This window comes from Pseudomonas hygromyciniae (assembly GCF_016925675.1).
GTDB classification, from domain to species: Bacteria; Pseudomonadota; Gammaproteobacteria; order Pseudomonadales; family Pseudomonadaceae; genus Aquipseudomonas; species Aquipseudomonas hygromyciniae.
Genome location: NZ_CP070506.1, coordinates 2,713,424 through 2,738,068, shown reverse-complemented (window position 1 = coordinate 2,738,068; position 24,645 = coordinate 2,713,424). Strand labels below are relative to the sequence as shown.

At 61.6% G+C, this 24,645-nt stretch carries 18 protein-coding genes and 3 pseudogenes; 9 read left to right on the top strand and 12 right to left on the bottom strand.

The window, feature by feature from the left end; translation table 11 throughout:
* Positions 1-48 precede the first annotated feature (48 nt).
* Genes JTY93_RS12100 through JTY93_RS12085 form a run of 4 tightly spaced genes read right to left on the bottom strand, consistent with a single transcriptional unit; the run spans position 49 to position 6,154 of the window.
* Positions 49-1,242 carry a hybrid sensor histidine kinase/response regulator gene (locus JTY93_RS12100; RefSeq protein WP_170060956.1) on the bottom strand — a complete coding sequence of 398 codons (1,194 nt, stop codon included), beginning with the start codon at positions 1,240-1,242 and terminating at the stop codon, positions 49-51.
* On the bottom strand, positions 1,236-1,841 hold the full coding sequence (locus JTY93_RS12095) for a chemotaxis protein CheB (RefSeq protein WP_205477120.1): 606 nt from the start codon (positions 1,839-1,841) through the stop codon (positions 1,236-1,238). Before JTY93_RS12095 ends, JTY93_RS12100 begins: the two co-directional genes overlap by 7 nt.
* Positions 1,838-2,653 (bottom strand): CheR family methyltransferase, encoded by an 816-nt coding sequence (locus JTY93_RS12090; protein WP_205477119.1) that lies wholly within the window; start codon positions 2,651-2,653, stop codon positions 1,838-1,840. Before JTY93_RS12090 ends, JTY93_RS12095 begins: the two co-directional genes overlap by 4 nt.
* The gene (locus tag JTY93_RS12085; protein ID WP_205477118.1) at positions 2,654-6,154 is read right to left on the bottom strand and encodes a response regulator; all 3,501 of its coding nucleotides are present in this window, start codon (positions 6,152-6,154) and stop codon (positions 2,654-2,656) included.
* 225 nt (positions 6,155-6,379) lie between these two features.
* Here JTY93_RS12085 and JTY93_RS12080 point away from each other — a divergent pair, with 225 nt between their 5' ends.
* Positions 6,380-6,742 carry a response regulator gene (locus JTY93_RS12080; protein WP_205477117.1) on the top strand — a complete coding sequence of 121 codons (363 nt, stop codon included), beginning with the start codon at positions 6,380-6,382 and terminating at the stop codon, positions 6,740-6,742.
* 168 nt (positions 6,743-6,910) lie between these two features.
* On the opposite strand, the gene JTY93_RS12075 is transcribed toward JTY93_RS12080, so the two are convergent.
* The 3 genes from JTY93_RS12075 to nirA all read right to left on the bottom strand — a co-directional run bounded on the left by JTY93_RS12075 (position 6,911) and on the right by nirA (position 9,846).
* Entirely contained in the window at positions 6,911-7,588 is a 678-nt protein-coding gene (locus JTY93_RS12075) for a DUF3313 domain-containing protein (RefSeq protein WP_205477116.1), read from the bottom strand.
* 96 nt (positions 7,589-7,684) lie between these two features.
* On the bottom strand, positions 7,685-8,179 hold the full coding sequence (locus tag JTY93_RS12070) for a DUF934 domain-containing protein (protein ID WP_205477115.1): 495 nt from the start codon (positions 8,177-8,179) through the stop codon (positions 7,685-7,687).
* Positions 8,176-9,846 carry a nitrite reductase NirA gene (gene nirA / locus JTY93_RS12065; RefSeq protein ID WP_205477114.1) on the bottom strand — a complete coding sequence of 557 codons (1,671 nt, stop codon included), beginning with the start codon at positions 9,844-9,846 and terminating at the stop codon, positions 8,176-8,178. Before nirA ends, JTY93_RS12070 begins: the two co-directional genes overlap by 4 nt.
* A gap of 239 nt (positions 9,847-10,085) precedes the next feature.
* Here nirA and ccoN point away from each other — a divergent pair, with 239 nt between their 5' ends.
* Together ccoN and JTY93_RS12055 are read left to right on the top strand one after the other, a co-directional pair.
* Positions 10,086-11,513, top strand: a complete 1,428-nt coding sequence (gene ccoN, locus JTY93_RS12060; RefSeq protein WP_205477113.1) for a cytochrome-c oxidase, cbb3-type subunit I — start codon at positions 10,086-10,088, stop codon at positions 11,511-11,513.
* Positions 11,513-11,734 carry a cbb3-type cytochrome c oxidase subunit 3 gene (locus JTY93_RS12055; protein ID WP_205477112.1) on the top strand — a complete coding sequence of 74 codons (222 nt, stop codon included), beginning with the start codon at positions 11,513-11,515 and terminating at the stop codon, positions 11,732-11,734. The genes ccoN and JTY93_RS12055 overlap by 1 nt, the downstream gene beginning before the upstream one ends.
* 119 nt (positions 11,735-11,853) lie before the next feature.
* Here the strand turns inward: JTY93_RS12055 and JTY93_RS12050 are convergent, their stop codons facing one another.
* Positions 11,854-12,348, bottom strand: coding sequence for a hypothetical protein (locus tag JTY93_RS12050; protein WP_205480788.1), 495 nt, complete (start codon positions 12,346-12,348; stop codon positions 11,854-11,856).
* A 119-nt stretch (positions 12,349-12,467) separates the two neighbouring features.
* Between JTY93_RS12050 and JTY93_RS12045 the strand changes: the two genes are divergently transcribed.
* Entirely contained in the window at positions 12,468-13,169 is a 702-nt protein-coding gene (locus JTY93_RS12045; protein WP_205480790.1) for an aspartate/glutamate racemase family protein, read from the top strand.
* On the opposite strand, the pseudogene JTY93_RS12040 reads toward JTY93_RS12045, so the two are convergent.
* The 3 genes and pseudogenes from JTY93_RS12040 to JTY93_RS12030 form a co-directional block, all read right to left on the bottom strand.
* A pseudogene (locus JTY93_RS12040) lies at positions 13,157-13,670 on the bottom strand (GNAT family N-acetyltransferase). The gene JTY93_RS12045 and the pseudogene JTY93_RS12040 overlap by 13 nt on opposite strands.
* 60 nt (positions 13,671-13,730) lie before the next feature.
* Positions 13,731-14,879 (bottom strand): glycerate kinase, encoded by a 1,149-nt coding sequence (locus JTY93_RS12035; protein ID WP_205480776.1) that lies wholly within the window; start codon positions 14,877-14,879, stop codon positions 13,731-13,733.
* A 156-nt stretch (positions 14,880-15,035) separates the two neighbouring features.
* Positions 15,036-16,143: pseudogene (locus tag JTY93_RS12030) on the bottom strand (sugar diacid recognition domain-containing protein).
* Positions 16,144-16,313: 170 nt separating this feature from the next.
* On the opposite strand from JTY93_RS12030, the gene JTY93_RS12025 reads away from it, so the two are divergent.
* On the top strand, positions 16,314-17,624 hold the full coding sequence (locus tag JTY93_RS12025; RefSeq protein ID WP_205480771.1) for an MFS transporter: 1,311 nt from the start codon (positions 16,314-16,316) through the stop codon (positions 17,622-17,624).
* A 151-nt stretch (positions 17,625-17,775) separates the two neighbouring features.
* On the opposite strand, the pseudogene JTY93_RS12020 reads toward JTY93_RS12025, so the two are convergent.
* A pseudogene (locus tag JTY93_RS12020) lies at positions 17,776-18,484 on the bottom strand (SDR family oxidoreductase).
* A 101-nt stretch (positions 18,485-18,585) separates the two neighbouring features.
* On the opposite strand from JTY93_RS12020, the gene JTY93_RS12015 reads away from it, so the two are divergent.
* From JTY93_RS12015 to JTY93_RS12000, 4 genes are all read left to right on the top strand, one after another.
* A complete protein-coding gene (locus JTY93_RS12015; protein ID WP_205479713.1) occupies positions 18,586-19,488 on the top strand; it encodes a LysR family transcriptional regulator in 903 nt (300 codons plus the stop codon).
* Between the two features lie 233 nt (positions 19,489-19,721).
* A complete protein-coding gene (locus tag JTY93_RS12010) occupies positions 19,722-21,851 on the top strand; it encodes a TonB-dependent receptor family protein (protein WP_240344627.1) in 2,130 nt (709 codons plus the stop codon).
* A 16-nt stretch (positions 21,852-21,867) separates the two neighbouring features.
* Positions 21,868-23,580, top strand: a complete 1,713-nt coding sequence (locus JTY93_RS12005) for an ABC transporter substrate-binding protein (RefSeq protein WP_205479711.1) — start codon at positions 21,868-21,870, stop codon at positions 23,578-23,580.
* Entirely contained in the window at positions 23,577-24,500 is a 924-nt protein-coding gene (locus tag JTY93_RS12000) for an ABC transporter permease (protein WP_205479709.1), read from the top strand. The genes JTY93_RS12005 and JTY93_RS12000 overlap by 4 nt, the downstream gene beginning before the upstream one ends.
* The last annotated feature ends 145 nt before the right edge of the window (positions 24,501-24,645 follow it).

The following is a 24,645-nucleotide window of genomic DNA, read 5'->3' as shown; positions in this document are numbered from 1 at the left end:
ATACGACCATTGGGTCACACAGAGGTTGCGTCAGGGTGACGATTGATTTCACGCGCCAGCTCCCAAAGGCAGGCACACACGGAACAACGCGCCCTCGCCGATCTGGCTCTCGACTTCGATCGTGCCTCCATGGGCCGCGACGATCTGCTCGGAAATAAACAACCCCAGTCCCAGCCCGGCCACCGCATGGTTGACCGATACACGCTCGAACTGTTGGAAAATCCGCTTCTGGTTTTCTTGGCTGATACCGATCCCACGATCACGTACTTCGACCCTGGCCTCGCCATGTTCGGCGTACACCCGCACATCCACCGGGCTCTTGGCGCCATAACGCAGGGCATTGGTCAGCAGGTTCGACACCACTTGCTCGATCCTGAATTCATCCCAATGTCCCTCCACAGGCCCCTGCTCGACCAACTGAATCGTAGACTCGGCCGCCGCCACTTGCGGGGCGAAGTTTTCCAGCAGGTTGCGCACCAACAGCGTCAGGTCAAACAGCGCCGGGCGGATCGACAGCTTGCCGGTGCGAATGCGCGAGACATCGAGCATGTCTTCGATCAAGCGGATCAGGCTTTGGATCTGCCGCTCATCACGGTCGACCATGGCGTGCATCTTGTCCAGGGTAAAGGCCGCCGCGTTATCCCGGGCCAGGTGCATCTTGCGCAATTGGGTTTCCAGGATCAGGCCGTTGAGGGGCGTACGCACCTCATGGGCGACGATCGACATAAAGTCATCGCGCATGCGCACCGCCTGCTCCAGCTCCGCCTGGGTCGCCTGCAGGCGGTTAAGCAATAGCTCCTGCTCGCGGCGGCTCTGCTCCAGGGCTTCGACCTGCAACTTCATGGCCTTGCTCTGGCGATACAGGTCGACGAACACATTGACCTTGCTCTTGACCGCGTGGATGTCCAGCGGCTTGTGCAGGAAGTCCACCGCGCCGCTCTCGTAGCCCTTGAAGGCGTAGTTGAGCTCACGCCCGGCGGCGCTGACAAACACGATGGGAATGTTCTTGGTCTTTTCAGTGCCGCGCATCATCTCGGCCAGTTCAAAGCCGTTCATGCCGGGCATCTGCACGTCGAGGATAGCCATGGCGAACTCATGCTCGAGCAGCAGCGACAAGGCCTCGTCGGCGCTCAATGCCTTGTAGACCTGACGGTCTTCGCGCTTGATCAGCGCTTCAAGGGCCAGCAGGTTTTCCGGCAGATCGTCGACGATCAGCAGTTTGGCCTGGATAGTACTTAACATGGGGAGGATTCCAGGGAAGCCAGCAAATCGCCAATGCGGCTCAAAGTGAGAATATGGTCAGGTGTATGCAGCGCCAGCGCGGCCTGGGGCATCACGGGCACTCGGGCCTGCGCAGGGTCCTGGACCACGGTGATGCCGCCGCACCGCTTGACGTGGGCCAGGCCGCGCGCTCCGTCGTGGTTGGCGCCGGTCAGCAGGATTGCCACCAGGTTCGGGCCATAGGTGTCGGCGGCCGACTCAAACAAGTAATCAATGGCCGGGCGGGAGTGATGCACGCGCTCTTCCTGGCTCAGGGACAGGCTGCGGTCGTGCTCCACCGATAAGTGATAGCCGGGGCCGGCAAAATACAGGGTGCCGGGCCGTATCGTTTCCTTGTCCTGCGCTTCCACCACCCTCATTGCCACGCGCCGGCCAAACACCTCGGCCAACTGGCTGCGGCGCTCATCCGGCAGGTGCAGCACGGTAATGATCGGCAGGCTGAACCCTGGCGCCAAGCCAGCAAAAATGCTCAGCAACGCCTCGACCCCACCGGCGGATGCGCCGACGACGATGGCTTGGACGCCCGACACAGACGCCGGGCTGGCAGCAGCTTCATTCATGATTTGCGGTAGATCCGTTCTTGCTTGACCAAGGGTTCGAACTGCTTGCTGTAGGCGGAGAAATCCAGGGTTTCCTTACTGCCCAGCACCAGGAAGCCGCGATGGCAGAGCGACTCATGAAACAATCCAAACGCCCGGTCTTGCAACTTTTTATTGAAATAAATCAGAACGTTACGGCACGAAATTAATTGAGTTTCTGAAAAGACACTGTCGGTGGCCAGGCTATGGTCGGCGAACGTCACGTTCTCGCGCAGCGTCTTGTCGAAGATCGCGTAATCGTAGGCCGCCGTGTAGTAGTCGGCAAACGACTGCGTGCCACCGGCCTGCTGGTAGTTGTGGGTATAGGCCCGCACGCTCTCCAGGGAGAAGATCCCCTGCTTGGCCTTTTCCAGGGAATTGGGGTTGATATCGGTGGCATAGATGATCGTACGGTCGAGCAACCCCTCCTCGCGCAGGAGGATGGCCATGGAGTACACCTCCTCCCCGGTGCTGCACCCGGCGATCCAGATCTTGATCGACGGGTAGGTCTTGAGCAGCGGCACCACCTCCTGGCGTATCGCCAGGAAGTGCGAGGGGTCGCGAAACATCTCGCTGACCGGGATGGTCAGGAACTGCAGCAACTGCATGAACGCTGTGGGGTCGTGCAACACCCGCTCCTGCAAGGCCGAAATGGTCTTGCAGTCGAACTGGCGCAACGCATGGGTCACACGCCGCTTGACCGAAGCCCCGGAGTAATCGCGAAAGTCATAGCTGTACTTGAGGTAGATCGCCTCGATCAACAAGCGCAGTTCAATATCAGTACTTCGGTCCACTTAAATACGTTCCATCTTTGGCAACCACACGCGGATCAGCGAAAACAGCCGATCCAGGTCAATGGGCTTGGCCAGGTAATCGTTGGAGCCCGCCGCGAGGCAGCGCTCCTGGTCGTCCTTCATGGCCTTGGCCGTCACCGCAATGATCGGCAGCTTGCGCCAGCGCGGGTCCTGGCGGATCAACGCGGTGGCCTCGTAACCATCCATCTCCGGCATCATCACGTCCATCAGTACCAAGTCGATGTCCTCGACCTCATTGAGTCTCTCGATGGCTTCACGGCCGTTACGGCCAATCACCACAATCGCGCCCTTGTGCTCCAGGGCACTGGTCAGGGCGAAGATGTTGCGCACATCGTCATCCACCAGCAACACCTTGCGGCCCTCGAACACCTTGTCGCGGCTGCGGGCGGTCTTGAGCATCTTCTGCCGTTCCTGGGACAGCTGGGATTCGACTTTGTGCAAAAAGAGTGTCACTTCGTCCAGCAACCGTTCAGGTGAGCGGGCGCCCTTGATGATGATCGAGCGCGAATACTTGCGCAGTTCCGCCTCTTCATCGCGGGTCAGGTTGCGCCCGGTGTAGACAATCACCGGCGGGAACGAGCAGATATCCTCGGTAGCCATGCGCTTGAGCAACTCGTTGCCGAGCATGTCCGGCAGCTTGAGGTCGATGATCATGCAGTCGTAGACCGTGTTGCGCAGCAGGTCCAAGGCCTCCTGGGCGAAGCCTACGGCGGTGATCTCGATGTCATCGTCGCCGATCAGGCGGGCAATGCTGTCGCGCTGCAAGTCGTCGTCTTCCACCAGCAGGACGCGCTTGACCTTCTGCGTCAGCTTGGCCTCCAGGCGCGCAAACACGTCCTTGAGCTCTTCGCGGGTAGTGGGTTTGACCGCATAGCCAATGGCGCCCATGTGCATGGCCGCTTCCACGCGGTCCTCCACAGAAATCACATGCACCGGGATATGCCGAGTCTCGGCATGCTCCTTGAGGCGTTGCAGCACGGTGAGCCCGGAGTGATCCGGCAGGCGCATGTCCAGCAGGATCGCGTCGGGCAAGTATTGTTCGGCCAGGGTGTAGCCCTCGTCCGCACCGTGGGCCACCAGGCAGTGGTAACCCAGCTCGTGGGCCAGGTCGTAGAGGATGCGTGCAAAATTCGGCTCGTCTTCCACCACCAGGATGCAACGGGTAGTGAACGGGGCTTGCTCGCGGTCGTCGGCAAAGCGTGGGATCAGCGCTTCGTCAGCCACCGGCAACGGAGAAATCTTCGGCGGTGCCACCGGTGCCGGAGTCACCACGGCGACCCGCGCGTGCTCGATGTCGGGGGCATCTTCATCGCGCTCGACATACTGTTCCGGCAGCACCAGGGTAAAGATGCTGCCCTGACCCGGCTCACTGGTGACATTGATGTAGCCGCCCAGCAGGGTAGCCAGGTCGCGGGATATCGAGAGCCCCAGGCCCGTACCGCCATAACGGCGATTGGTGGTGCCATCGGCCTGGCGGAAGGCTTCGAAGATGCTTTGCTGCTGGTCCAGGGCGATGCCGATCCCGGAGTCGCGCACGGTAAAGGCAATGCCCTCCCCCGGCTGGCGGGAAATGGTCAGGCTGACCTGGCCCTTCTCGGTGAACTTGACCGCATTCGACAGCAGGTTCTTGAGGATCTGCTCCAAGCGCTGGCGGTCGGTGAACAACATCAGCGGCGCGCCGGCCTGTACCTCCACCTGGAACCCCAGCTTGCGATCCGCCGCCAATGGCTCGAACATCCCGCGCAAGCCTTCGGCCAGGCGCGCGACGCTGGTGTTCTCGGGGCGCACGTCAAGCTTGCCGGCCTCGACCTTGGCAATATCCAGGATGTCGTTGATCAGGTTGAGCAGATCGTTGCCCGCCGAGTAGATCGACTCGGCAAACTTGACCTGTTCGCCCGTAAGGTTTTCCTCAGCGTTCTCCGCCAGCAACTTGGCCAGGATCAGCGAGCTGTTGAGCGGTGTGCGCAGCTCGTGGGACATGTTGGCGAGGAATTCGGACTTGTATTTGCTGGAGCGCTGCAACTCATCGGCGCGATCTTCCAGCTCGACCTGTACGCGGTTGAGCTCCACGTTCTTGCGGTCCATGGCATCGCGCTGTTCGGCGAGGATCTGGGCCTGCTCGGCCAATTGCTCGTTGGTCTGTTCCAGCTCCGCCTGTTGGGTTTCCAGGTGGGCTTGGGATTCCTTGAGGATGCGCGACTGCTCTTCCAGCTCCTCGTTGGCGGTCTTGAGTTCTTCCTGCTGCACCTGCAGTTCTTCATTGAGTTGCTGGGTCTCGGCCAGCACTTCCTGCAAACGCTGGCGGTAGCGTGCCGCTTCGATGGAGGTGCCGATATTGCCGGCGATCAGTTCCAGCAGTTCCACATCGCGCTCATCCAGCGGGCGCAAAAAGCCCAGCTCAATGACCCCATTGACCCGATCATCGTCGCTGGTCGGCACCACCAGCACACTGCGCGGCGCACCCTCACCCAGGCCGGAGCTGACCTTGAAGTAGTCCACGGGCACATCGTCCAGGCGAATCAAACGGTGCTGCTGGGCGGCCTGACCGACAATCCCCTCGTCGCGGTAGATCGCCTGTTCCTGCTGCTCCTGCTCCCGTGAGAAGCCATAGGCGGCCACACGCTTGAGGCCGCCGTGTTCTTCACGCACATACAGCGCGGCAACCACCGAGCCCATGTACTGGGCGCAAAATTGCAGGATATTGCGCCCCAGCAGGTTCAGCGTCAGTTGGCCCAGCACCTGTTCAGCCAGTTCGGTCTGGCCATTGCGCAGCCAGGCCTGTTGCTCCAGGCGCTTGGCGATCTTCAGTTGCGAGGCCAGGTTGGCGCTGTAGCTGTCTGAAAGGGCTAATAGGTTTTTCCTTCCGACATACGCCAAGAAGCCACTCAGGCCCAGGACGAACAGCAGGTAAACCACCACGCTGAACACCGTGGTGCGGGTCACGTCCTCATTGCGATCAAGCCGGAACTGCTGCTCCATCGCAATCGCTGCATCGTACTCCTTGCGAATTTCGTCGGTCAGGCGCTTACCCCGCCCGGCCTTCACCGCGCCGCGGAAATCGCCGTTTTGCCGTTGCATATCAATCATCGACTGGGCGTAGTTGTTCCACTCCAACTGCAACGACTCCAGGCGCTTGAGTCGGTCCACTTGCTGGGGGTTATCCGCGACCAGACCCTGCAAATTGCGCAGGTCGGAAATGATCCGTGGCTTGGCTACTTCGTAGGGGTCGAGAAAATGCTCGTCGCCGCTAATCAGGAAACCGCGCATGCCGGTTTCCTGGTCGACCGTCAGTTTTGCGGTTTCGTTGAGGTTGTTGATCACCCGGTCGGTGTGCTCGACCCACTGGATCACCGACAAAAGGTAGGTGATCAGGCACACGAAAAACACCGCACTGAGAATACCCACACCCAGTGGCAAAGCCACGTTGCGGCTCAGAAGTTTGCGGAAGCTGTTTTCATCGACTGACGAAGCGGGAGTCATGGGCGTGCCTTGGCCAAGTACGGAAAAACCGGAAGTTTGCCCCAAAATCAAAGGCGACGGCTATGTTTCTGAGGTATTTGAACGACACATTCAGGACTTTACGCCTGATTATCGGCACAATGCCGGCCCGATTTTGGGAACTTGCCGGGATCGACATGACTCACTAGAGGATGGTCTTTCAACTGTTCAAGACCTGTACCTCCACTGCCTCTGGGAACCTTTATTATGTCCGCTGCCTCCACCATCCTCGTAGTCGAAGACGACGCCATCGTGCGCATGTTGATCATCGATGTGCTTGAAGAACTGGAGTTCAAGGTGCTTGAAGCGGCAGACGCCGAAGCGGCGCTGGCATTCATAGAAGAATGCAACAAGGTGATCGACCTGATGATGACCGATGTGGGCTTGCCAGGCATGGATGGCAAGGAGTTGGCGCGACAGACCCGCGTATTGCGCCCGGAACTGCCCATCTTGCTTGCCAGTGGCTATGCCGAGAATATCGATTTGCCCGCCGGCGTGCAGATGATTGCCAAGCCATTCTCCATCGATCAACTGCGCGATAAAGTCAAAAGCATGCTGCAAAGTCGCTGACATCCCTATTCAGAATAGGCACATGGGTTGAGGTGGCGAGCGGGCTTGCCCCGCGCAGGGCTGCGTAGCAGCCCCAACAAAACCACCCTGGGTACACCAGGCACACCGAACACGCAGGGTTTCGGGCTACTTCGCCACTCCCCCGCCATGCCCCATAGGTCAGTGCCCCTAGCGTGACTTGCCCTTCAGTTTGAGATAGGACTGATGCAGATCCGCCGCCCAGCCATCCATCACCCCCTTCACATCTGCCGCTTTCATCACCTGGCTATCGTTGTCCAAGGGTTTGCCCGTGCCTTTGCGCACGACCTGGGCAATCACCCGGCCACTGCCACCATCAAGAAACTGCGCCTCGGTGCCCAGGGTGGTTTCCTGATCGCGGATCCCGGTACCGGTACTCACCGCTGCCGCCACCAGGGCCACCGGAATGAACTCATAAGGCTTGAGGCCTTCAGTCTTGCGGCTGACCGCCGTGATCGCCGCCCGCACCACAATCACTCCCGGGCCCGGCGCGTTGGCCAGGGGCAGTGACTTGACCAGTTCACGCTGGAGCGCCTGGTTGTAATACGCGTTGATGCCGCGCAGCGTGTCCTCGGGGATTTGCGCCGTGGCCTGGGGCTTGGGGAAAAATTGCGTGGGCTCAATAAATACTGAGGTGTAGCTGTTCAGATTCAGCTTCGGATCGACCCAGCGCATCACCTCTGCGCCCGATGGCGACTTGGCTTCCCGCAATTGGCTGTAGTCCGAAAGGAAACCCGAATACTCGTCCGGCTGGGGGACTTTACTCGCACACCCGGTGATCCCGAGTGATACAGCGCACAGCGTGCTGATCATTAGCCCAAGCTTCATGGCGCAACTCCTTGACGTTTCTCGTCGACACGTAAAGTTACAGGTATAGACAACTCTGGAAAAATAGCCTGCTTTACCGGTTGCCCCTACACCCAATCAACGCCGACGAAACAACGGCCGTGGCTCAATCACCGAGCGGCCATAGCTCACGCTCACGCCCGCCAGCCCCTTGAGGGCGTCTGCGGCCGATTTGTCTTCACGCACGGCAAACCCATCAAACCCGCACTGGCGCATATGGCTGAGTTGATCGCGCAGCACATCCCCCACCGCCCGCAATTCACCCTGCCAGCCCAGGCGGGTGCGCAGCAGATAGGCCTGGCTGTACGCACGGCCATCGCGAAAACTGGGAAAATCCAGGGCAATCAACGGCAACACCTCCAGCCACGGCTGCAGGTGTTCCACCTCATCATCCGGGCCGAGCCATACCGCGTCCTGCGGCGGGTCTGGCGCAATGCGCCGGCTCAGCCACAGGGCCAACGGCAGGATCAGCGCGCCCTCGGGCAGCGGGGCGTCGGCATCGCGCACCAGGGTCCAGGGATCATCCTGTGTGATACGGGCTACGCCCTGCTCCAGGCTCAACAGATTGTTCATGCCGATTGCACCACACCGCCATACACCCGCTCCTTGAACGGCTCCAGGCCGATGCGTTGCACGGTGTCGATAAAAGGCTCGTCACTCTCCCGGTAGCGCACGTAAGTGGCGATCAGGCGTGAGATCACATCAGGGATCTGTGCGGCGCTGAACGCGGGGCCAATCACCTTGCCCAGCGCGCTGGCTTTGCCCTGGGCGCCACCGAGCGTGATCTGGTACCACTCGCTGCCATTTTTATCGACACCCAGGATCCCGATATTGCCGATGTGATGATGCCCGCAGGCATTGATACAGCCGGAGATGTTCAGGCTGATGTCGCCCAGGTCATGCAAGTAATCGAGGTTGTCGAAGCGCTGCTGGATCGCCTGGGCGATGGGGATCGACTTGGCGTTGGCCAGGGCACAGAAGTCGCCGCCGGGGCAGGCGATGATATCGGTCAGCAAGCCGACATTGGCGTTGCCCAAACCCTGCTCACAGGCCAGGGACCACAAGGCATGCAGCCGCGCCTTGGGCACGTCCGGCAGCACGATATTCTGTTCGTGGGCGATGCGGATTTCACCGAAGCCGAACTGCTCGGCCCACTGCGCCACAGCGTCCATCTGCTCGGCCGTCACGTCGCCCGGTGGCGCCGCAATCCCTGGCTTGGTGGAGAGCACCACACTGGTGTAGCCCGGCACTTTGTGGGGCTGCACATTACGCGTCACCCAGCGCGCGAACGCCGGGCTCTCGGCCATCTGCGTGCCATAGTCCAGGTCGGTGTCGGGCAGTGCCTGATAGTCCGGTGGCACAAAGGCCGAGGCCACGCGCTGGTACTCATCCTCGGTCAACTGCGCCGGGCCGTCGCGCAGGTGCTGCCACTCCTCTTCCACTTCCCGGGCAAAGGCCTCGATGCCCAGGGCCTTGACCAGGATCTTGATCCGCGCCTTGTACTTGTTATCGCGCCGGCCATGGCGGTTATACACACGCAGCACCGCCTCGACATACGACAGCAGGTGCTGCCAGGGCAAGCCATCGCGGATCTGCAAGCCGAGGATCGGCGTGCGCCCAAGCCCGCCGCCCACCAGCACGCGCAACAACATCTGGCCGCCGGCATCCTGGTAAAGATAGAGACCGATGTCATGCATCATGATCGCCGCCCGATCCTGGTGCGCCGAGCAGATGGCGATCTTGAACTTGCGCGGCAAGAACAGGAACTCGGGGTTGATGGTCGACCATTGCCGCAGGATTTCCGCAAGTGGGCGCGGGTCCAGCAGCTCGTCGGCGGCCACACCGGCAAAGGCTTCGGTGGTGATGTTGCGTACACAATTGCCGGACGTCTGGATCGCATGCATGTCGACTTCGGCCAGGCGCTGGAGGATGTCAGGCACCTGCTGCAACTCGATCCAGTTGAACTGCATGTTCTGACGTGTCGTGAAGTGGCCGTAGCCCCGATCGTAATCCCGGGCAATGCTCGCCAAGGTGCGCAACTGCTGCGCACCGAGGGTGCCGTAGGGAATCGCCACCCGCAGCATAAAGGCATGCTTTTGCAGGTACAGACCGTTTTGCAGGCGCAGCGGCAGGAATTCTTCTTCGCTCAAGTCGCCAGCGACAAACCGTTCGACCTGATCACGAAACTGCGCCACCCGCTCGAAGACCAGGGCCCGGTCGTACTCATCGTACCGATACATCTCGCTACCTCATCATGGCTGACCGCGCTCGACGGCCGCGGTTTCTATGGGGGCGACTATGCACCTGCAGCTCAAGACGTCACAGATTCAGCTAAAAACTAAAAAACCATATCAGCCTGTAAATACCCCAATCTTTAGTGGATAAATTCTGATCCGTATTAATGTAGTTTTTCTGAGCCTGTTTTGTTTTTCATGGATTTCCTACAGTGCCCGGGACTTGAAACCGTGGAAGACTGACCATGAGCACAGCATCAACCGGGCAGGCCTATAACTATAAGGTTGTCCGTCAATTCGTCATCGCCACCGTAGTGTGGGGCGTTATCGGCATGGCCATGGGGGTGTGGATCGCCTCGCAATTGGTGTGGCCAGACATGAACCTGGACCTGCCCTGGACCACCTTTGGCCGGTTGCGCCCACTGCACACCAGCCTGGTGATTTTCGGCTTTGCCGGCAGCGCGCAATTTGCCGCCAGCTACTACGCGGTACAGCGTACCTGCCAGGTGCGCCTGTACTCCGATTGGCTCGCCGCCTTCACGTTCTGGGGTTGGCAATCGGTGATCGTGATCATGCTGGTCACCCTGCCCCTGGGCTACACCACCACCAAGGAATACGCCGAGATCGAATTCTCCGGTGCGGTGTGGATGACGGTGGTGTGGGTGGCCTATGCGATTGTGTTCTTCACCACCGTGGTGCAACGCAAGACCCAACACATTTACGTCGGCAACTGGTTCTTCGGCGCGTTTATCGTGGTGATCGCCATGCTGCACGTGGTCAACCACCTGTCGATCCCGGTGGACTGGTTCAAGTCCTACCCGGTGTACTCCGGCGCTACCGACGCCATGGTGCAGTGGTGGTACGGGCACAACGCGGTGGGCTTCTTCCTGACCACCGGGTTCCTGGGGATGATGTATTACTTCGTGCCCAAGCAGGTCGGGCGGCCGGTGTATTCCTATCGCCTGTCCATCGTGCACTTCTGGGCGCTGATCACCCTGTATATCTGGGCCGGCCCCCACCACCTGCATTACACGGCGCTGCCGGACTGGGCGCAGTCGTTGGGCATGGCCATGTCGCTGATCCTGCTGGCACCCAGCTGGGGCGGGATGATCAACGGCATGATGACCCTCTCCGGCGCCTGGCATAAATTGCGCACCGACCCGATCCTGCGCTTTTTGGTGTTGTCGTTGGCGTTCTACGGCATGTCGACCTTCGAAGGGCCGATGATGGCGATCAAGACGGTCAACGCCCTGTCCCACTACACCGACTGGACCATCGGCCACGTACACGCCGGCGCCCTGGGCTGGGTGGCAATGATCACCTTTGGCTCGCTGTACCACATGATCCCCAAAGTCTTCGGCCGCGAGCAGATGTACAGCGTGCCGCTGATCAACCTGCACTTCTGGCTGGCCACCATCGGCACAGTGTTGTACATCGCCTCAATGTGGGTCAACGGCATCACCCAGGGCCTGATGTGGCGGGCGGTCAACGACGATGGCACCCTCACCTACTCCTTCGTCGAAGCGTTGCAGGCCAGCCACCCGGGGTTTGTGGTGCGGTTTGCCGGCGGCGTGTTCTTCCTCAGCGGCATGTTGCTGATGGCCTACAACACCTGGCGCACGGTACGGGTGGCGGATTTGAAGGTGGCGCACAGTGATGCGCAGATCGCCTGATGTGGGAGGTCATTTTTAACCTGGCGGCGGTGATCTGCCTGTATGGCGCCGTGGAATATTGCCTTCGGGGTCAGTCGGGGGATGCGTTGGATGAGGCCAGTCTGATTCCGTTTGCCGACGACCCGGAAGTGGCACGCCGGGTGGAGCTGGCGACGGGCAAGCAGGTCAAGGCGGTGACGCCTGAGGAGGCCAAGCCAGGCTGGGGTAATGTAGAGGTCTGAGGGGATATTGGGCTTTTTGTGGGAGCGGGCTTGCTCGCGAATGCAGTGTGTCAGTCAAGTAGTTCTAACCTGACACACTGCATTCGCGAGCAAGCCCGCTCCCACATTTGCTAGGGGGATCAGCCGCGTTCGCGAGGAATCAGGCTCTGTAACTGCAGGGCCAGGAAATTGGCATCGAACGCAAACGTATCCGGATCTTTAAGGCCATTGGTCTTCTTCCACAACCAATCATTGGAGCCCGGCAACAACACCAGAGAAATACTGCCGTGACGGGCCGCGGTCAGCCCCATGACCGACAGCGAAATCAAGCCACCCGCCCCCATCACTTGCGGCACAAACTCCACCGGCTTACCCGCGATATGAATGGTCAGCTTCTCGGTCTTGAATGTCGAAGTCTCCACCGGCACGCTCGGCCCGGACGCCACATAGGCCTCACGCTGCACCTCCAGCAAACCATCACGCTTGACCGGCGCCAGCCACTGCTCGATCTGACCGTACAGCTCGGTGATTTTCTGGGTCCAGTGGGCTGACTGCACCTCGAACTGTTGGCGTTTGTGCGCTTCGCTGTCGGCGTAATGGCGAAGCATCTCGCCCAGTTGCTGTACATCGTCCATTGCGGTGTTCCTCGGGAGCTGCAAACAACGATCATGGCAGATGCAGCCACCGCGCGTATGACTAACGCTCGCGGGTTGAGTAAGGTGTGGCTTTCACCCAACAGCTTGGAGAGTTTCGCATGCGCACCATCGGCCTTATCGGCGGCATGAGCTGGGAGTCCAGCGCCGAGTACTACCGGATCATCAACCAGCAGGTCCGCGACCGATTGGGGCCGTTGCGCTCGGCACAAATGCTGCTGTACAGCGTCGACTTCGGCCCGGTGGAGCAGGCTCAGCACGCCGGGCGCTGGGATGACGCGGCGCTGATCCTGCAAGACGCCGCGCGTCGTCTGCAAGCCGGTGGCGCCGACTGCATTGTGCTGTGTACCAACACCATGCATCTGGTCGCACCGCAGATAGAAGCGGCTGTGTCGGTGCCGTTCCTGCACATTGCCGATGCGGCGGGCGCGGCGGCGGTCAAGGCCCAGACCCTGACCGTCGGCCTGCTGGGCACGGCGTTTACCATGGAACAGGATTTTCTCAAGGCACGCCTGGCCGCTCAGGGCCTGACCGTGCTGGTGCCCGACGCACAAGAGCGCAGCGCCGTGCACCGGATCATTTATGAAGAGTTGTGCGTGGGGGTGATCAGCGAAGCGTCACGCCAAGTCTACCAACAGGCCATCGCGAACCTCGCCGCCCGTGGCGCCCAGGCAATTATCCTGGGGTGTACCGAGATTGGCCTGTTGATCAAGCCCGAGCACAGCGACCTGCCCTTGCTCGACACCACCGAGCTGCATGCGCAGGCTGCGGTGGCGTTTGCCCTGGAGGATCAGGCGGTCTGACGCAAGCGGGCCATGCTCAGGGCATCGACCAATACGCCGTCACGCACGGCGTAATCGCGCAACCGGCCTTCGGTCTCGAAACCGAATTTGCGGTACAGCGCCTGGGCCGGCTCATTGTCGACATACACCGTCAGCTCCACCCGGTGCAGGTTCATCCAGTTGTCAGCCACCTCCAGCGCCGCGCCCAACAGCTGGGTGCCCACGCCCTTGCCCTGCCAGGCCACCGCCACCCCCCATGCCGATGCTGCCGACATGGCTTTGGCGACTGCGCCCATACTGCTCCAGGGTGCAATTGCCAATCACCTCCCCCGCCTGCACCGCCACCAGCCTGAACAGTCGCTCATTGGTATCGGCCAGGCGCTTGCGCCAGACCTCCAGTGACTGGAAAGGCATCTGCAGCACCTGACGGCACACGGCCGGGTCGTTGTAGAGCGCGAGCATGCCTTCGAGATGGCTTTCGGCAAAGCGCTGGATCACGATCTTGGAGTCAGGTGTAGGCATTGTGTTTCATCCTTTGAAAGACAAGTGGCCGATCAGTGTAGGCGGCGATAACAAGCGCTGTCATCCACGACTGCGTTGCGCGCCCAGCCGCCACACCCGCGCAATATCCGCCGCCCGTTCACGCAACAGCCTCGGCGCTTCGCGGCAGGCCTGCTCCAGGCTCATCGGCCCACCTGGCAAGGCGAACGCAGCGTCGACGCCATGTGCGTACATCTGTTCGTAGCCCTCGCCCAGCGTCCCGGCGATCACAATCACCGGAACGCCGTGCTGCTTGGCCACCCGCGCCACGCCAAACGGGGTTTTGCCGCGCAGGGTCTGGGCGTCGAAACGACCTTCGCCGGTGATTACCAGGTCGGCGCCGCGTACCGCATCTTCCAGCCCCACCAATTCGGCGACCACGTCCACACCCGCGCGAAACTGCGCACCGAGGAAGGCTTTGGCAGCAAAGCCCAGGCCTCCCGCGGCGCCGCTGCCCGGTTCGTCGCGCACGTCCCGGGGCAACACCTCTGCGCAGTGGTCGGCGAAGTGTCCCAGGGCCTGGTCCAGTTGCTCGACGTGGTGTGCAGTGGCGCCTTTTTGCGGGCCGAAAATCGCTGACGCGCCGTGGGGGCCGCATAGGGGATTGTTGACGTCGGCGGCGATGTCGAAACTCACCTGGGCCAGGCGTGGGTCCAAATGTTCAAGATTGATCCGTGCCAACTGCGCCAGCGCCAAGCCGCCACGCACCAGGCTTGTGCCCTGGGCGTCCAGCAACTGCACGCCCAAGGCCTGCATGGCACCGGCGCCGCCGTCATTGGTAGCACTGCCGCCAATCGCCAGGATGATCCGCGCCGCCCCGGCATCCAGGGCGGCGCGGATCAGTTCACCGGTGCCGAAAGTGCTGCTGGAACAGGCATCGCGCTGCCCCGGCGGGACCAGTTGCAAGCCGCTGGCTTCGGCCATTTCGATGATTGCCGTGGCGCTCTCGGCCAACCAGCCCCAGCGTGCCTCCACGCTCCCACCCAACGGGCCTTGCACGGTGCAACTGCGCAATTGGCCATGGCAGGCAGCGAGTACCGACTCCACCGTGCCCTCACCACCGTCCGCCATCGGGCACTTGATCAGTTCGGCATCGGGCCAGACCTCGGCCACCCCTTGGGCAATGGCCTGGGCCACGCCTTCGGCACTCAGGCTGTCCTTGAACGAGTCGGGGGCGATGATGACTTTCATGGGCTTTCTCCGGTTTTTATGACGCCCATGCTGCCAGTTGGCACCGGCAATGACGCCTGTCCGATGCACAAGCGTGGCTGGGGTTTGTTGTTCATTTGGACAAAATGGCTTGTCTGTGGCGAGCGGGCTTGCCACAACCACAACCATAGCTATGGATCAGAGGTGCGGGCTTTGGGGCAGCAGTTGCACACCCAGGTACAGCGCAAGCATGCCGTCGAGGGTCAAGGGGTCGACACCACTCAATTCGGCAATGCGCTCCATGCGGTAACGCAGGCTGTTGCGGTGGATGCCCAAGGCATCGGCGCAGGCCTGGCTTTGTCCGTCGTGCTCGCACCAGCTGCGCAGCGTGGCCTGCAACTGGCCATTGCTGTCCTTGGCCAGGACCTTGCGCAACGGGTTGAGCAATTCGTCGAGAGCGTCGTCGTTGCGATGGCGCCAGAGCATTACCGGCAACCGGTAGCGATTGAGGGTCAGCAGGCGCGACTGGGGCAGCACGTCGCGGCCATAGGCGAGCAAGTCCGCTACGCGCCGATAGCAGCGGCGCAACCCGGCCAACCCGTCGGCCTGGCCACCCACGGCCACCCGCAGGATGTTCCAGCCCGAGGCCTCAAGTTTTTTCCAGCAGGCGCGGGTTGTCTAACGGCACCGACGCCGGGCGGCACCACAGCAACGAAAACTGTGCGGAGCTGACGCACCAGCTATCGGGGTAACGGGAGGCCAGCCAGGCCGCCAGGGCTTCGGCGCTCTGGCCCGGGCCCAGTTCAAACAAATAGGGGGTGCGCGGCAACCGCGGTTTGAGCCCCAGTTGCTGGGCCTCATCCACCAGGCGCGGCGATTCGCCGCTGTCGGCCAGCAGCAACGCCAGCAGATCATCACAGCGTTGGCGCCGCCACTGCTGTTCGGCCTGTTGATGGCGTTGGCTGACCAGCATCTCGGCGGTCATGCGCACCAGTTCGGCATAGGTGCGCAGCAGCTGCGGTTCGCCACTGATGCCCAGCACGCCGATCAGGCGCTGGTCATGCAGCAACGGCAGGTTGATCCCCGGCGCCACGCCCTTGAGGTGCTTGGCGGTCTGGCTGTCGATTTCCACCACGCGACCGTTGGCCAGCACCAATTGCGCGCCTTCATGGCGGGTATTGATCCGCTCCGGCTCGCCGCTGCCGAGGATCAGGCCCTGGCTGTCCATGACGTTGACGTTATAGGGCAAAATGGCCATCGTGCGATTGACGATATCCTGCGCCAGGTCATGATCGAGTTCGAACATGGGGCTAAATTCCTTGAAAGCGCTGCATTAAGCGATTGTTCAAAGGCACAGCGCAATGAATCGATCGCTGTGCGGGGGCACAAAGACACGGCACCGTCCCGTGACCGAGACTCTTGGGGCGATCAACGTTACCCGCGCATCGCGAAAAATCATAATAAAGAGAGAACGCCATGTCACAGAGCGCCGCCGCTACCCTGGCCAACGATGACGACAAAAACGCCGTCTACAAGCGCATCACCCTGCGCCTGATCCCCTTCATTTTCATCTGCTACCTGTTCAACTACCTGGACCGCGTCAACGTCGGCTTTGCCAAGCTGCAGATGCTCGACGCCTTGAAGTTCAGCGAGACCGTGTACGGCCTCGGTGCCGGGATTTTCTTTATCGGCTACGTGCTGTGCGGCGTACCCAGCAACCTGGCACTGACCAAGTTCGGGCCACGGCGCTGGATTGCGCTGATGATGATCACCTGGGGCACCCTGTCCACCTGCCTGTTGTTTGTCACCACACCGACGCACTTCTACACCTTGCGCCTGTTTACCGGTGCCGCCGAAGCGGGCTTCTTCCCGGGGGTGGTGCTGTACCTCTCGCAGTGGTTCCCGACCTTCCGCCGTGGGCGGATCATGGCGCTGTTCATGTCGGCAATCCCGGTGTCGGGCCTGCTCGGCAGCCCGTTCTCCGGCTGGATCCTCAATCACTTCGCCGCAGGCCAGGGTGGCCTGGCGGGCTGGCAGTGGATGTTCCTGCTGCAGGGTGTGCCAACGGTCATCCTCGGTGCCCTCGCCTACTTCCTGCTCAGCGACAGCTTTGCCAACGCCAAATGGCTGACCGCCCATGAGCGCGCGGTGCTCGAGGCCGACCAGGCCACCGACCTGGCCAACAAGCCCAAGACCACCACTGATTCGCTGCTGGAAGTGTTCAAGAACCCGGCGATCTGGGCGTTCGGCCTGATCTACTTCTGCATCCAGAGCGGCGTATACGCCATCAATTTCTGGCTGCCGTCGATCATCAAGAACATGGGCTTTAGCGATAACCTGATGATCGGCTGGCTCAGTGCGATTCCCTATCTGCTGGCGGCGGTGTTCATGCTGCTGGTCGGTCGCTCTGCCGACCTGCGCAAGGAGCGGCGTTGGCACTTGGTGGTGCCGATGCTGATGGGCGCTGTCGGCCTGATCATCGCGGTGAACTTCGCCACCACACCGGCCATCGCCATCCTCGGCCTGACCATCGCCACCATGGGCGCCCTCACCGGCCTGCCGATGTTCTGGCCGGTGCCCACTGCCATGCTCAGCGCCGGCGCGGCAGCGGGAGGCCTGGCGTTGATCAACTCCATGGGCCAGATGGCGGGCTTCTTGAGCCCGTATGTGGTGGGTTTTGTAAAGGATGCTACCGGGTCGACCGACCTGGCGTTGTACTTGCTGGCAGCGGTGATTGTCGCCGGTAGCGTGCTGGCATTGCGCATGACCCGTACCCTCAAGGCCTGACGCGCTCAAAAAAAATGTAGGAGCCGCTTTTTTGTGGGAGCGGGCTTGCTCGCGAAGGCGGCGTTTCAGTCAATACATAGGTTGACTGATCCAACGCCTTCGCGAGCAAGCCCGCTCCCACACAAGCCCGCCTCCAGATTGAGTTCGGTGTCTACAGCAAACCGCCGCCGTCGATATCGATCACGCTGCCGGTGATAAAGCCATTCTCCATGGCCATCAAGTAACCCGCCGCCACCTCATCCGCCTGCCCCCACACGCCCCCACCGGCAACACGCCGCCCACCTTGGTGAACATCCCCTGGCGCTGCTCCTCGGACAAACCTGCATAGGCCGGCGTATCGATCACCCCCGGACTGACCACATTGACGCGCCGTGGCGCCAGCTCCTTGGCCAATTGCTTGCCCAACGCTTCGGTCGCGGCATTGATCCCGACCTTGATAAATTGCCCCGGCGCCAGCTTGCGCCCCCAATTGCCCCCGAGGTCAGGACGACGCTGCCACGCTCATCAAGAAATGGCAGGGCCTGTTGAATAGCGCGCAAGGCACCCCAGAGTTTTACATTGAAGTTGTCCTGGGCCAGTTGCAGATCGCTGTCCTGCAGGGGCTTGGCCTGTACCGCCGGGCCCGAGGTGAAGACCAGGTGATCGAAGCGCCCCACGCTGTCAAACAGGCGTTGCAGGGAGCTGCTGTCGGTGACGTCTACCGGTTCGCTGCGCACGCCGTTGTCGACCGTCGACGCCAAGCGCCGCCCGGCCAGTACCACCTGCGCGCCGCGTGCTACCGCTTGCCGGGCCACCGCCGCACCGATGCCGCTGCTGCCGCCAATAACCACCACAGTTTTGCCCTTGAGGGGAGATGTCATGGGAAGTGCCTCATGCTGAAAAAATGAGCGTTCATCTTCCCAGCTTGGCAATCACGGAAAAATCCCGGTAAAACGACAGGATCTTTAAAGGATTTTTACTAATGAGCTCAATCCTCGACTTGGAAGTGTTTGTGCGTACCGCCGACAGTGGCAGCCTTTCAGCGGCCGCCCGCAGCCTGAGCCTGACCCCGGCCGCAGCGAGTATCGCCCTCAAGCGCCTGGAAACCCGCCTGGGCATGCGCCTGCTGGCCCGCTCCACGCGCAGCATGCGCCTCACCGAAGAAGGCCGGCGCTACCTGGACAGCGTACGGGTGGCCCTGGAAGCCCTGGCGGAAGGCGAACAGGCGATCAAGCAACACGGCCAGAGCCTCAGCGGCTTGCTGCAACTGTCCGCGCCCTCGGATTTCGGGCGCAACGTGCTGCTGGGCTGGCTGGATCTGTTCAAGCGCGAACACCCCAATATCCGCCTGCAGTTGTTGCTCAACGACAGCAACGCCGACCTGTTCCGCGAAACCGTGGACATTGCCCTGCGCTTCGGCGTGCCACGGGATTCGAGCCTGGTGGCGCTGCCGGTAGTCGCCCATCACCGGCGTATCGCCTGCGCCAGCCCTGCATACCTGGCGCGCCACGGCACACCCCAGGTACCGGCGGAACTGGCGCAGCACAGCACGCTGCGCTACATGCGCCAGGGCCGAGCCAATAGCACCTGGTACTTTCGCCAGGGCACCTTGCTCGAAGAGGTCGAGGTGGGCGGCGATTACCTGAGCGATGACGGGGAAATCGTCAGGCGCTGGGCCCTGGCCGGCCACGGCATCGCCTACAAGGCCAATCTGGATGTGGCCGGCGATATCCAGGCCGGGCGCCTGGTGCCGTTGTTCAGCCAATGGCAAGGCGAACCCACACCCTTCAACCTGATGTGCCCCCATCGCTTGCAAGTGTCGGAGCGGGTCAAGGTCCTGCATCGCTTTCTACAGGCGCGCTGTGCCGAGTTGCTCGGCGAATGATCTAACCTCATAACCAAAACCGCTCTAGTACGGGCTCTCCAGCACTGTTCAAAATCGAACAGCAGTTCAACACAGGTGTCGTTTTTTGGCATAAGCAACACGCTGATTAAAACCAAATACCCCACAAAAACCCGCTTTGGCGCTTGGCATGCTTTCTGCTCTATCCCTGCCAGAGATTGACTATACGAATAGAAACTCGCCTCCACTCGTAGCCAATCACAGGGAATGCCCAATTGAAGCTGATCTCAAGGCCTCTGCCTCAACTCTCCTCCAGCTCGTTTAAAACCGTCAGCACCCTGACCTTGATCCTCGCCTCGCAATGGGCCCACGCCGAGGAGTCGCGCCTTGAGACCGTAACGGTCCAGGCGAGCAAGGTCACCGCCAGCGAAGAAGCCCAGCTCAAGCTCGACGAGGTGGCCGGCGGCGTCAGCCTGGTCAAGGCTGCCGATGTCGAACGCGGCCGCTCGGCGACGCTGGAGGACACCCTCGCCTATCAGCCCGGCGTGTACGCGCAGTCGGCGGGCGGCAACGATGCAATCAAGATTTCCATTCGCGGCTCCGGGGCCAACACCTCGCCGGGGTATTTTCGCGAAGGCACCAAGTTCCTGTTCGACGGCCTGGCCCTGACCGGCTCCGGCGGCACGCCTTATGAGCTTTTGGAAACCCAGGGCCTGGACTACACCGAAGTACTGCGCGGGGCCAATGCCTTCCAGTACGGCGCGCTGTCATTGGGTGGCGCAATCAATATGGTGACCCACTCTGGCCTGACTGCACCGGGCAATCACGCGCGCTTCGAGGCCGGCAGCTTTGGCTGGCGCAAGCAGCAACTGAGCACTGGCGGCGCGGTGGACAACGCTGACTACTACATCAGCCTGAGCAACTCCGAACGCGACGGTTATCAGGACTGGACCTTCACCAAGGCCAAGGGCGTGGTCACCAACTTCGGCTACCGTTTCAACCCCAAGCTGCAAACCCGCCTATTCGTGCGCTACCGTGAGGAATACCACGAAAGCTCCGGCACCCTGACCAAGGCCCAACTCAAGCACGACTCTTCGCAGACCAACCCGGTGGCCCTGGCCAGCCGCGATGACTCGACCAAGCGTGGCTCGACCTGGGTTGGCAGCAAGACCACCTACACCTTCGACGATGACGCGACCCTGGATTTTGGCCTGGTCTATCACAACTATCCGCAGGTGCTGTACCGCAAGAGCACGGTCAACCCCAACTACTGGGACTGGCGCGACTTGAACCTGTCGCTGACCTATAACCGCAGCGACCAGATCCAGGGGCACACCAGCAACACCTCCCTGAGCCTGACCAGCACCCAGCACCTGCAAGCCGGGGTCAAGACCTACAACGGCAACCCGGCCTCCAGCACCTACGGCGCCCTGCAAAAACAGTCACGCTACACCGGCTCGTTCGACCGCGTGTTTGCCGCCGGCAATGACCTGCAACTGACCGACCGCCTGTGGTTGTCCACCGGCCTGTCGTTGAGCCAGATCAAGCGCGATATCGAGGTGCGCTACTCGGACCGCGCCAATACGTCGCCCTACCCAGCCCACTACAAATACGACAGCTGGAACGTCGCGCCGCGCCTGGGCTTGCGCTATGAAATCACCCCGGACTTCCAGGTGTTCGGCAACGTCAGCCGCTCCATCGACCCGCCCAGCAGTTGGTCGTCGTCCGGCTCTGGGGTAGCCAGCAACTACGCCAAGACCCTCACCGAGCAGAAGGCCAATACCGTTGAATTTGGCGTGCGCGGCAAGGCCGGGATTTTCGACGGCAGCCTGGCGGTGTACCGCTCATGGATCAAGGATGAATTGCTCACCGTCGAAGTGATTCCGGCCACCCGGACTACGGCGGCGGTCAACTCGACGTCCAACGCCAGCCCGACCATCCACCAGGGCATCGAAGCCGGCCTGGATACCGAGTTGTGGCAGAGCGAGCGTGGCGAAACAGTCAGCCTGCGCCAGGCCTACACCCTCAACGACTTCTACTACCGCAACGACGCACGCTTTGGCTCCAACGAACTGCCGGGCCTGCCCAAGCACGTGTACCAGGCCGAACTGCAATACCGCCATCCCGACGGGTTCTATGCCGGGGTCAATGTGCGCTCGGTATCGAGTACTGCCGTGGACTACGCCAACACCCTGTATGCGCCCTCCTACACGATCTTCGGCGCCAAGCTGGGGTATGAAGCCCCGAGCAAGAAATGGCAGGTGTACCTGGACGTGAAAAACCTCACCGACCAGAACTACGTCACCGCCATCCAGCCGATCTACGACGCCCAGGGCAAGGACGTTGCCGCGCTGTATCCAGGGGATGGTTTTGGCGCCTTCACCGGTGTGGCGTTCAACTTCTAAGGTGGGAGCCTTCACGATGTCGATCAATCACTGGAGCAGGTTCGGCCTGCTCCTGGGGTTGCTGCTGGTGAGCGCCTGCTCGCCGGACGCCCCACCGCCCAGTTCAGTGCAACGAGTGGACGGGCACCTGGATGCCCAGGGCCTGCTCAGCTATGACCCCAGCGACTACCACGAAACCCGCCAGGGCACGCCGGGCGGTACCTTGCGCGTGTCGGCGGCGTTGGATACCGGCACCTTCGATGTGCATTCCAGCTACCACGGCAACGTGCAATGGCTGGCGCGCATCGTCTACGACTGCCTGCTGTACCAGGATGAGAACGGCAAAATTTCACCCTGGCTGGCCAAGTCCTGGGACGTTTCCGAAGACGGCAAGACCTACACCTTCCACCTGCGTGACGACGTGACCTTCAGCGATGGCGAAAAATTCAATGCCGAGGCGTTGCGGGTCAACCTGGAGCATATGCGCGACCCGGCCACCAAATCACCGCTGGCGGCTGCGTACATCGCGCCCTATATCGATGGGCGGATCATTGACGACTACACCTTCGAGGCCCGCCTGCGCGAACCCTACTCGCCGTTCCTGTATGTGTTGGCCCAGTCCTGGCTGAGCATGGTCTCGCCCAAACAGATCCGTGAAGCGCCCAAAAGTATCGCCGAGCACCCCATCGGTTCCGGGCCGTTCGTGCTGCAAAGTTATACCCGCGAACAAGGGGCGACCTTTACCAGGCGCGCCGACTACCACTGGGCACCACCGGTTACCCGGCACATCGGCCCGGCTTACCTGGACCGTATCGAGCTGAGCATCGTCCCCGAGGCCATGACCCGCTACAGCACCCTGCAGTCCAAGCGTTCGGACTTCACCCTGGATGCCCCAGCGCAGAATACGGCGGCGATGCGCGCCTCGCAGAACCTGGTGGTACGCAACCGGATTCGCATGGCCAGCCCTTACCGCAGCCTCACGTTCAACACCCTGCGCTTGCCGTTCGACGATGTTCGGGTGCGCAAAGCCGTCGCCCAGGCCATCGACCGTGACGGCCTGGCCTGGATCGCCGGGTTCGGTGAGTTCCTGCCCAAGAGCGATTACCTGGCGGTGAACACGCCGTTCTACGATCCGGCCTACCGCGATGTATTGAAATACGACGTCGACGCCGCCAACCGGCAACTGGACGAAGCCGGCTGGACCGAGCGCGATGCCCAGGGCTATCGGGTCAAGAATGGCCGGCGCCTGTCGGCGCAACTGCTGGGCTTCGAGAGCCCGTCATTCCCCAGCAACGTCGCGGTTGCCGTGCAGGCGGACGTGAAGAAAGTCGGCATGCAACTGACCATTCAAATGATGCCCCTGGCCCAACTGACCGACCGCCGCACAGCCGGCAATTACGACGCTATCGGCGGCGGCTATTGGCACACCAACACGCCCGACGGCCTGTACATCCTGTACCACAGCGACTCGCGCGCCTCGCCCACCAAAAGCGGCAACAACCTCAGCAACCTCAGCGACCCGCGCCTGGATCAACTGCTCAGCGCCGCCCGCCGTTCCCATGACCCGCGAGAACTGCAGGCCCTGTACAGCGCCGCGCAACAACGCCTGACCGAAGTGGTGCCGGCGGTGCCGGACTTCGAAAGCCAGGTGCTGATTGCCTATCGCAGGGCGGTCAAGGGGCTGATCTTCGACACCGTGCACAACACCCCATTCTTTACCAGCGTGTGGCTGGACCAGGAGGCACCATGAAACGGCTTGCCGCTCGACTACTGGCCAGCGTGGGCGTGCTGTGGGGCGCGGCCACCCTGACCTTCGTCGCCATTCATTTCAGTGCCGGCGACCCGGTGCTGGCAATTCTCGGCGGGCCGGATGCCATTCCGACACCTCAGCAATTGGCCCAGGTCCGCGAGGAGTACGGCTTTGACCAACCATTGTGGGTGCAATACGGGCGCTACGTGGGGCGGGTCGCCCAGGGTGATTTTGGCGAGTCGTACCGCCTGCGCATTCCCGTCACCGAGGCCATCGGCAAGCAGATCGGCGCCACGCTGCAACTGGCCCTGAGCGCGGCGCTGTTGGCCATTGGCCTGGCGCTGGCCAGCGCGGTGCTCACCGCCAAGCGCAACCCCTGGGTGCGCCGCGTGGCGTCGGCCAGCGAGTTGGTGCTGTCGTCATCGCCGTCGTTCGTGCTGGGGATTTTGCTGTTGCTGGTGTTTTCGTTCCAGTGGCCGGTGTTGCCGCCGGCAGGCTCCAACGGCTGGCAAACCCTGATCCTGCCGACCATCGCCCTGGCGCTACCGATTGCCGGGATGCTCAGCCAGGTGCTGCGCCAGGAACTGGAAGACATCCTCGAACAACCCTTTATCGCCATGGCCCGTGCCCGCGGCCTGTCGCAGACCGCCGTGCGCCTGCGCCATGCACTGCGCCACGCCCTGGTGCCGCTGGTGACCCTGTCCGGGTTCATCTTCGCCAGCCTGCTGGGGGGAGCGGTGGTCACCGAAATGCTGTTCGCCCGCCAGGGGATCGGGCGAATGATGCTCGATGCCGCCGTGGCCAAGGATGCGCCGGTGGTGCTGGGAATCACGTTGTTGGCGGCGCTGGTTTATGTGGTGGTGAACCTGTTGGTGGATGTGCTCAACGGGTTGATTGACCCACGGGTTAAACCGCGATGAACACCGGCTTGTGGGGGGCTAGCTTGTGTGGGAGCGGGCTTGCTCGCGAAGGCGGAGGGTCAGTTGATAAATATTTGACTGATACGCCCCCTTCGCGAGCAAGCCCGCTCCCACAGTGGATCACCGACAGCTTCAAATACTGTAT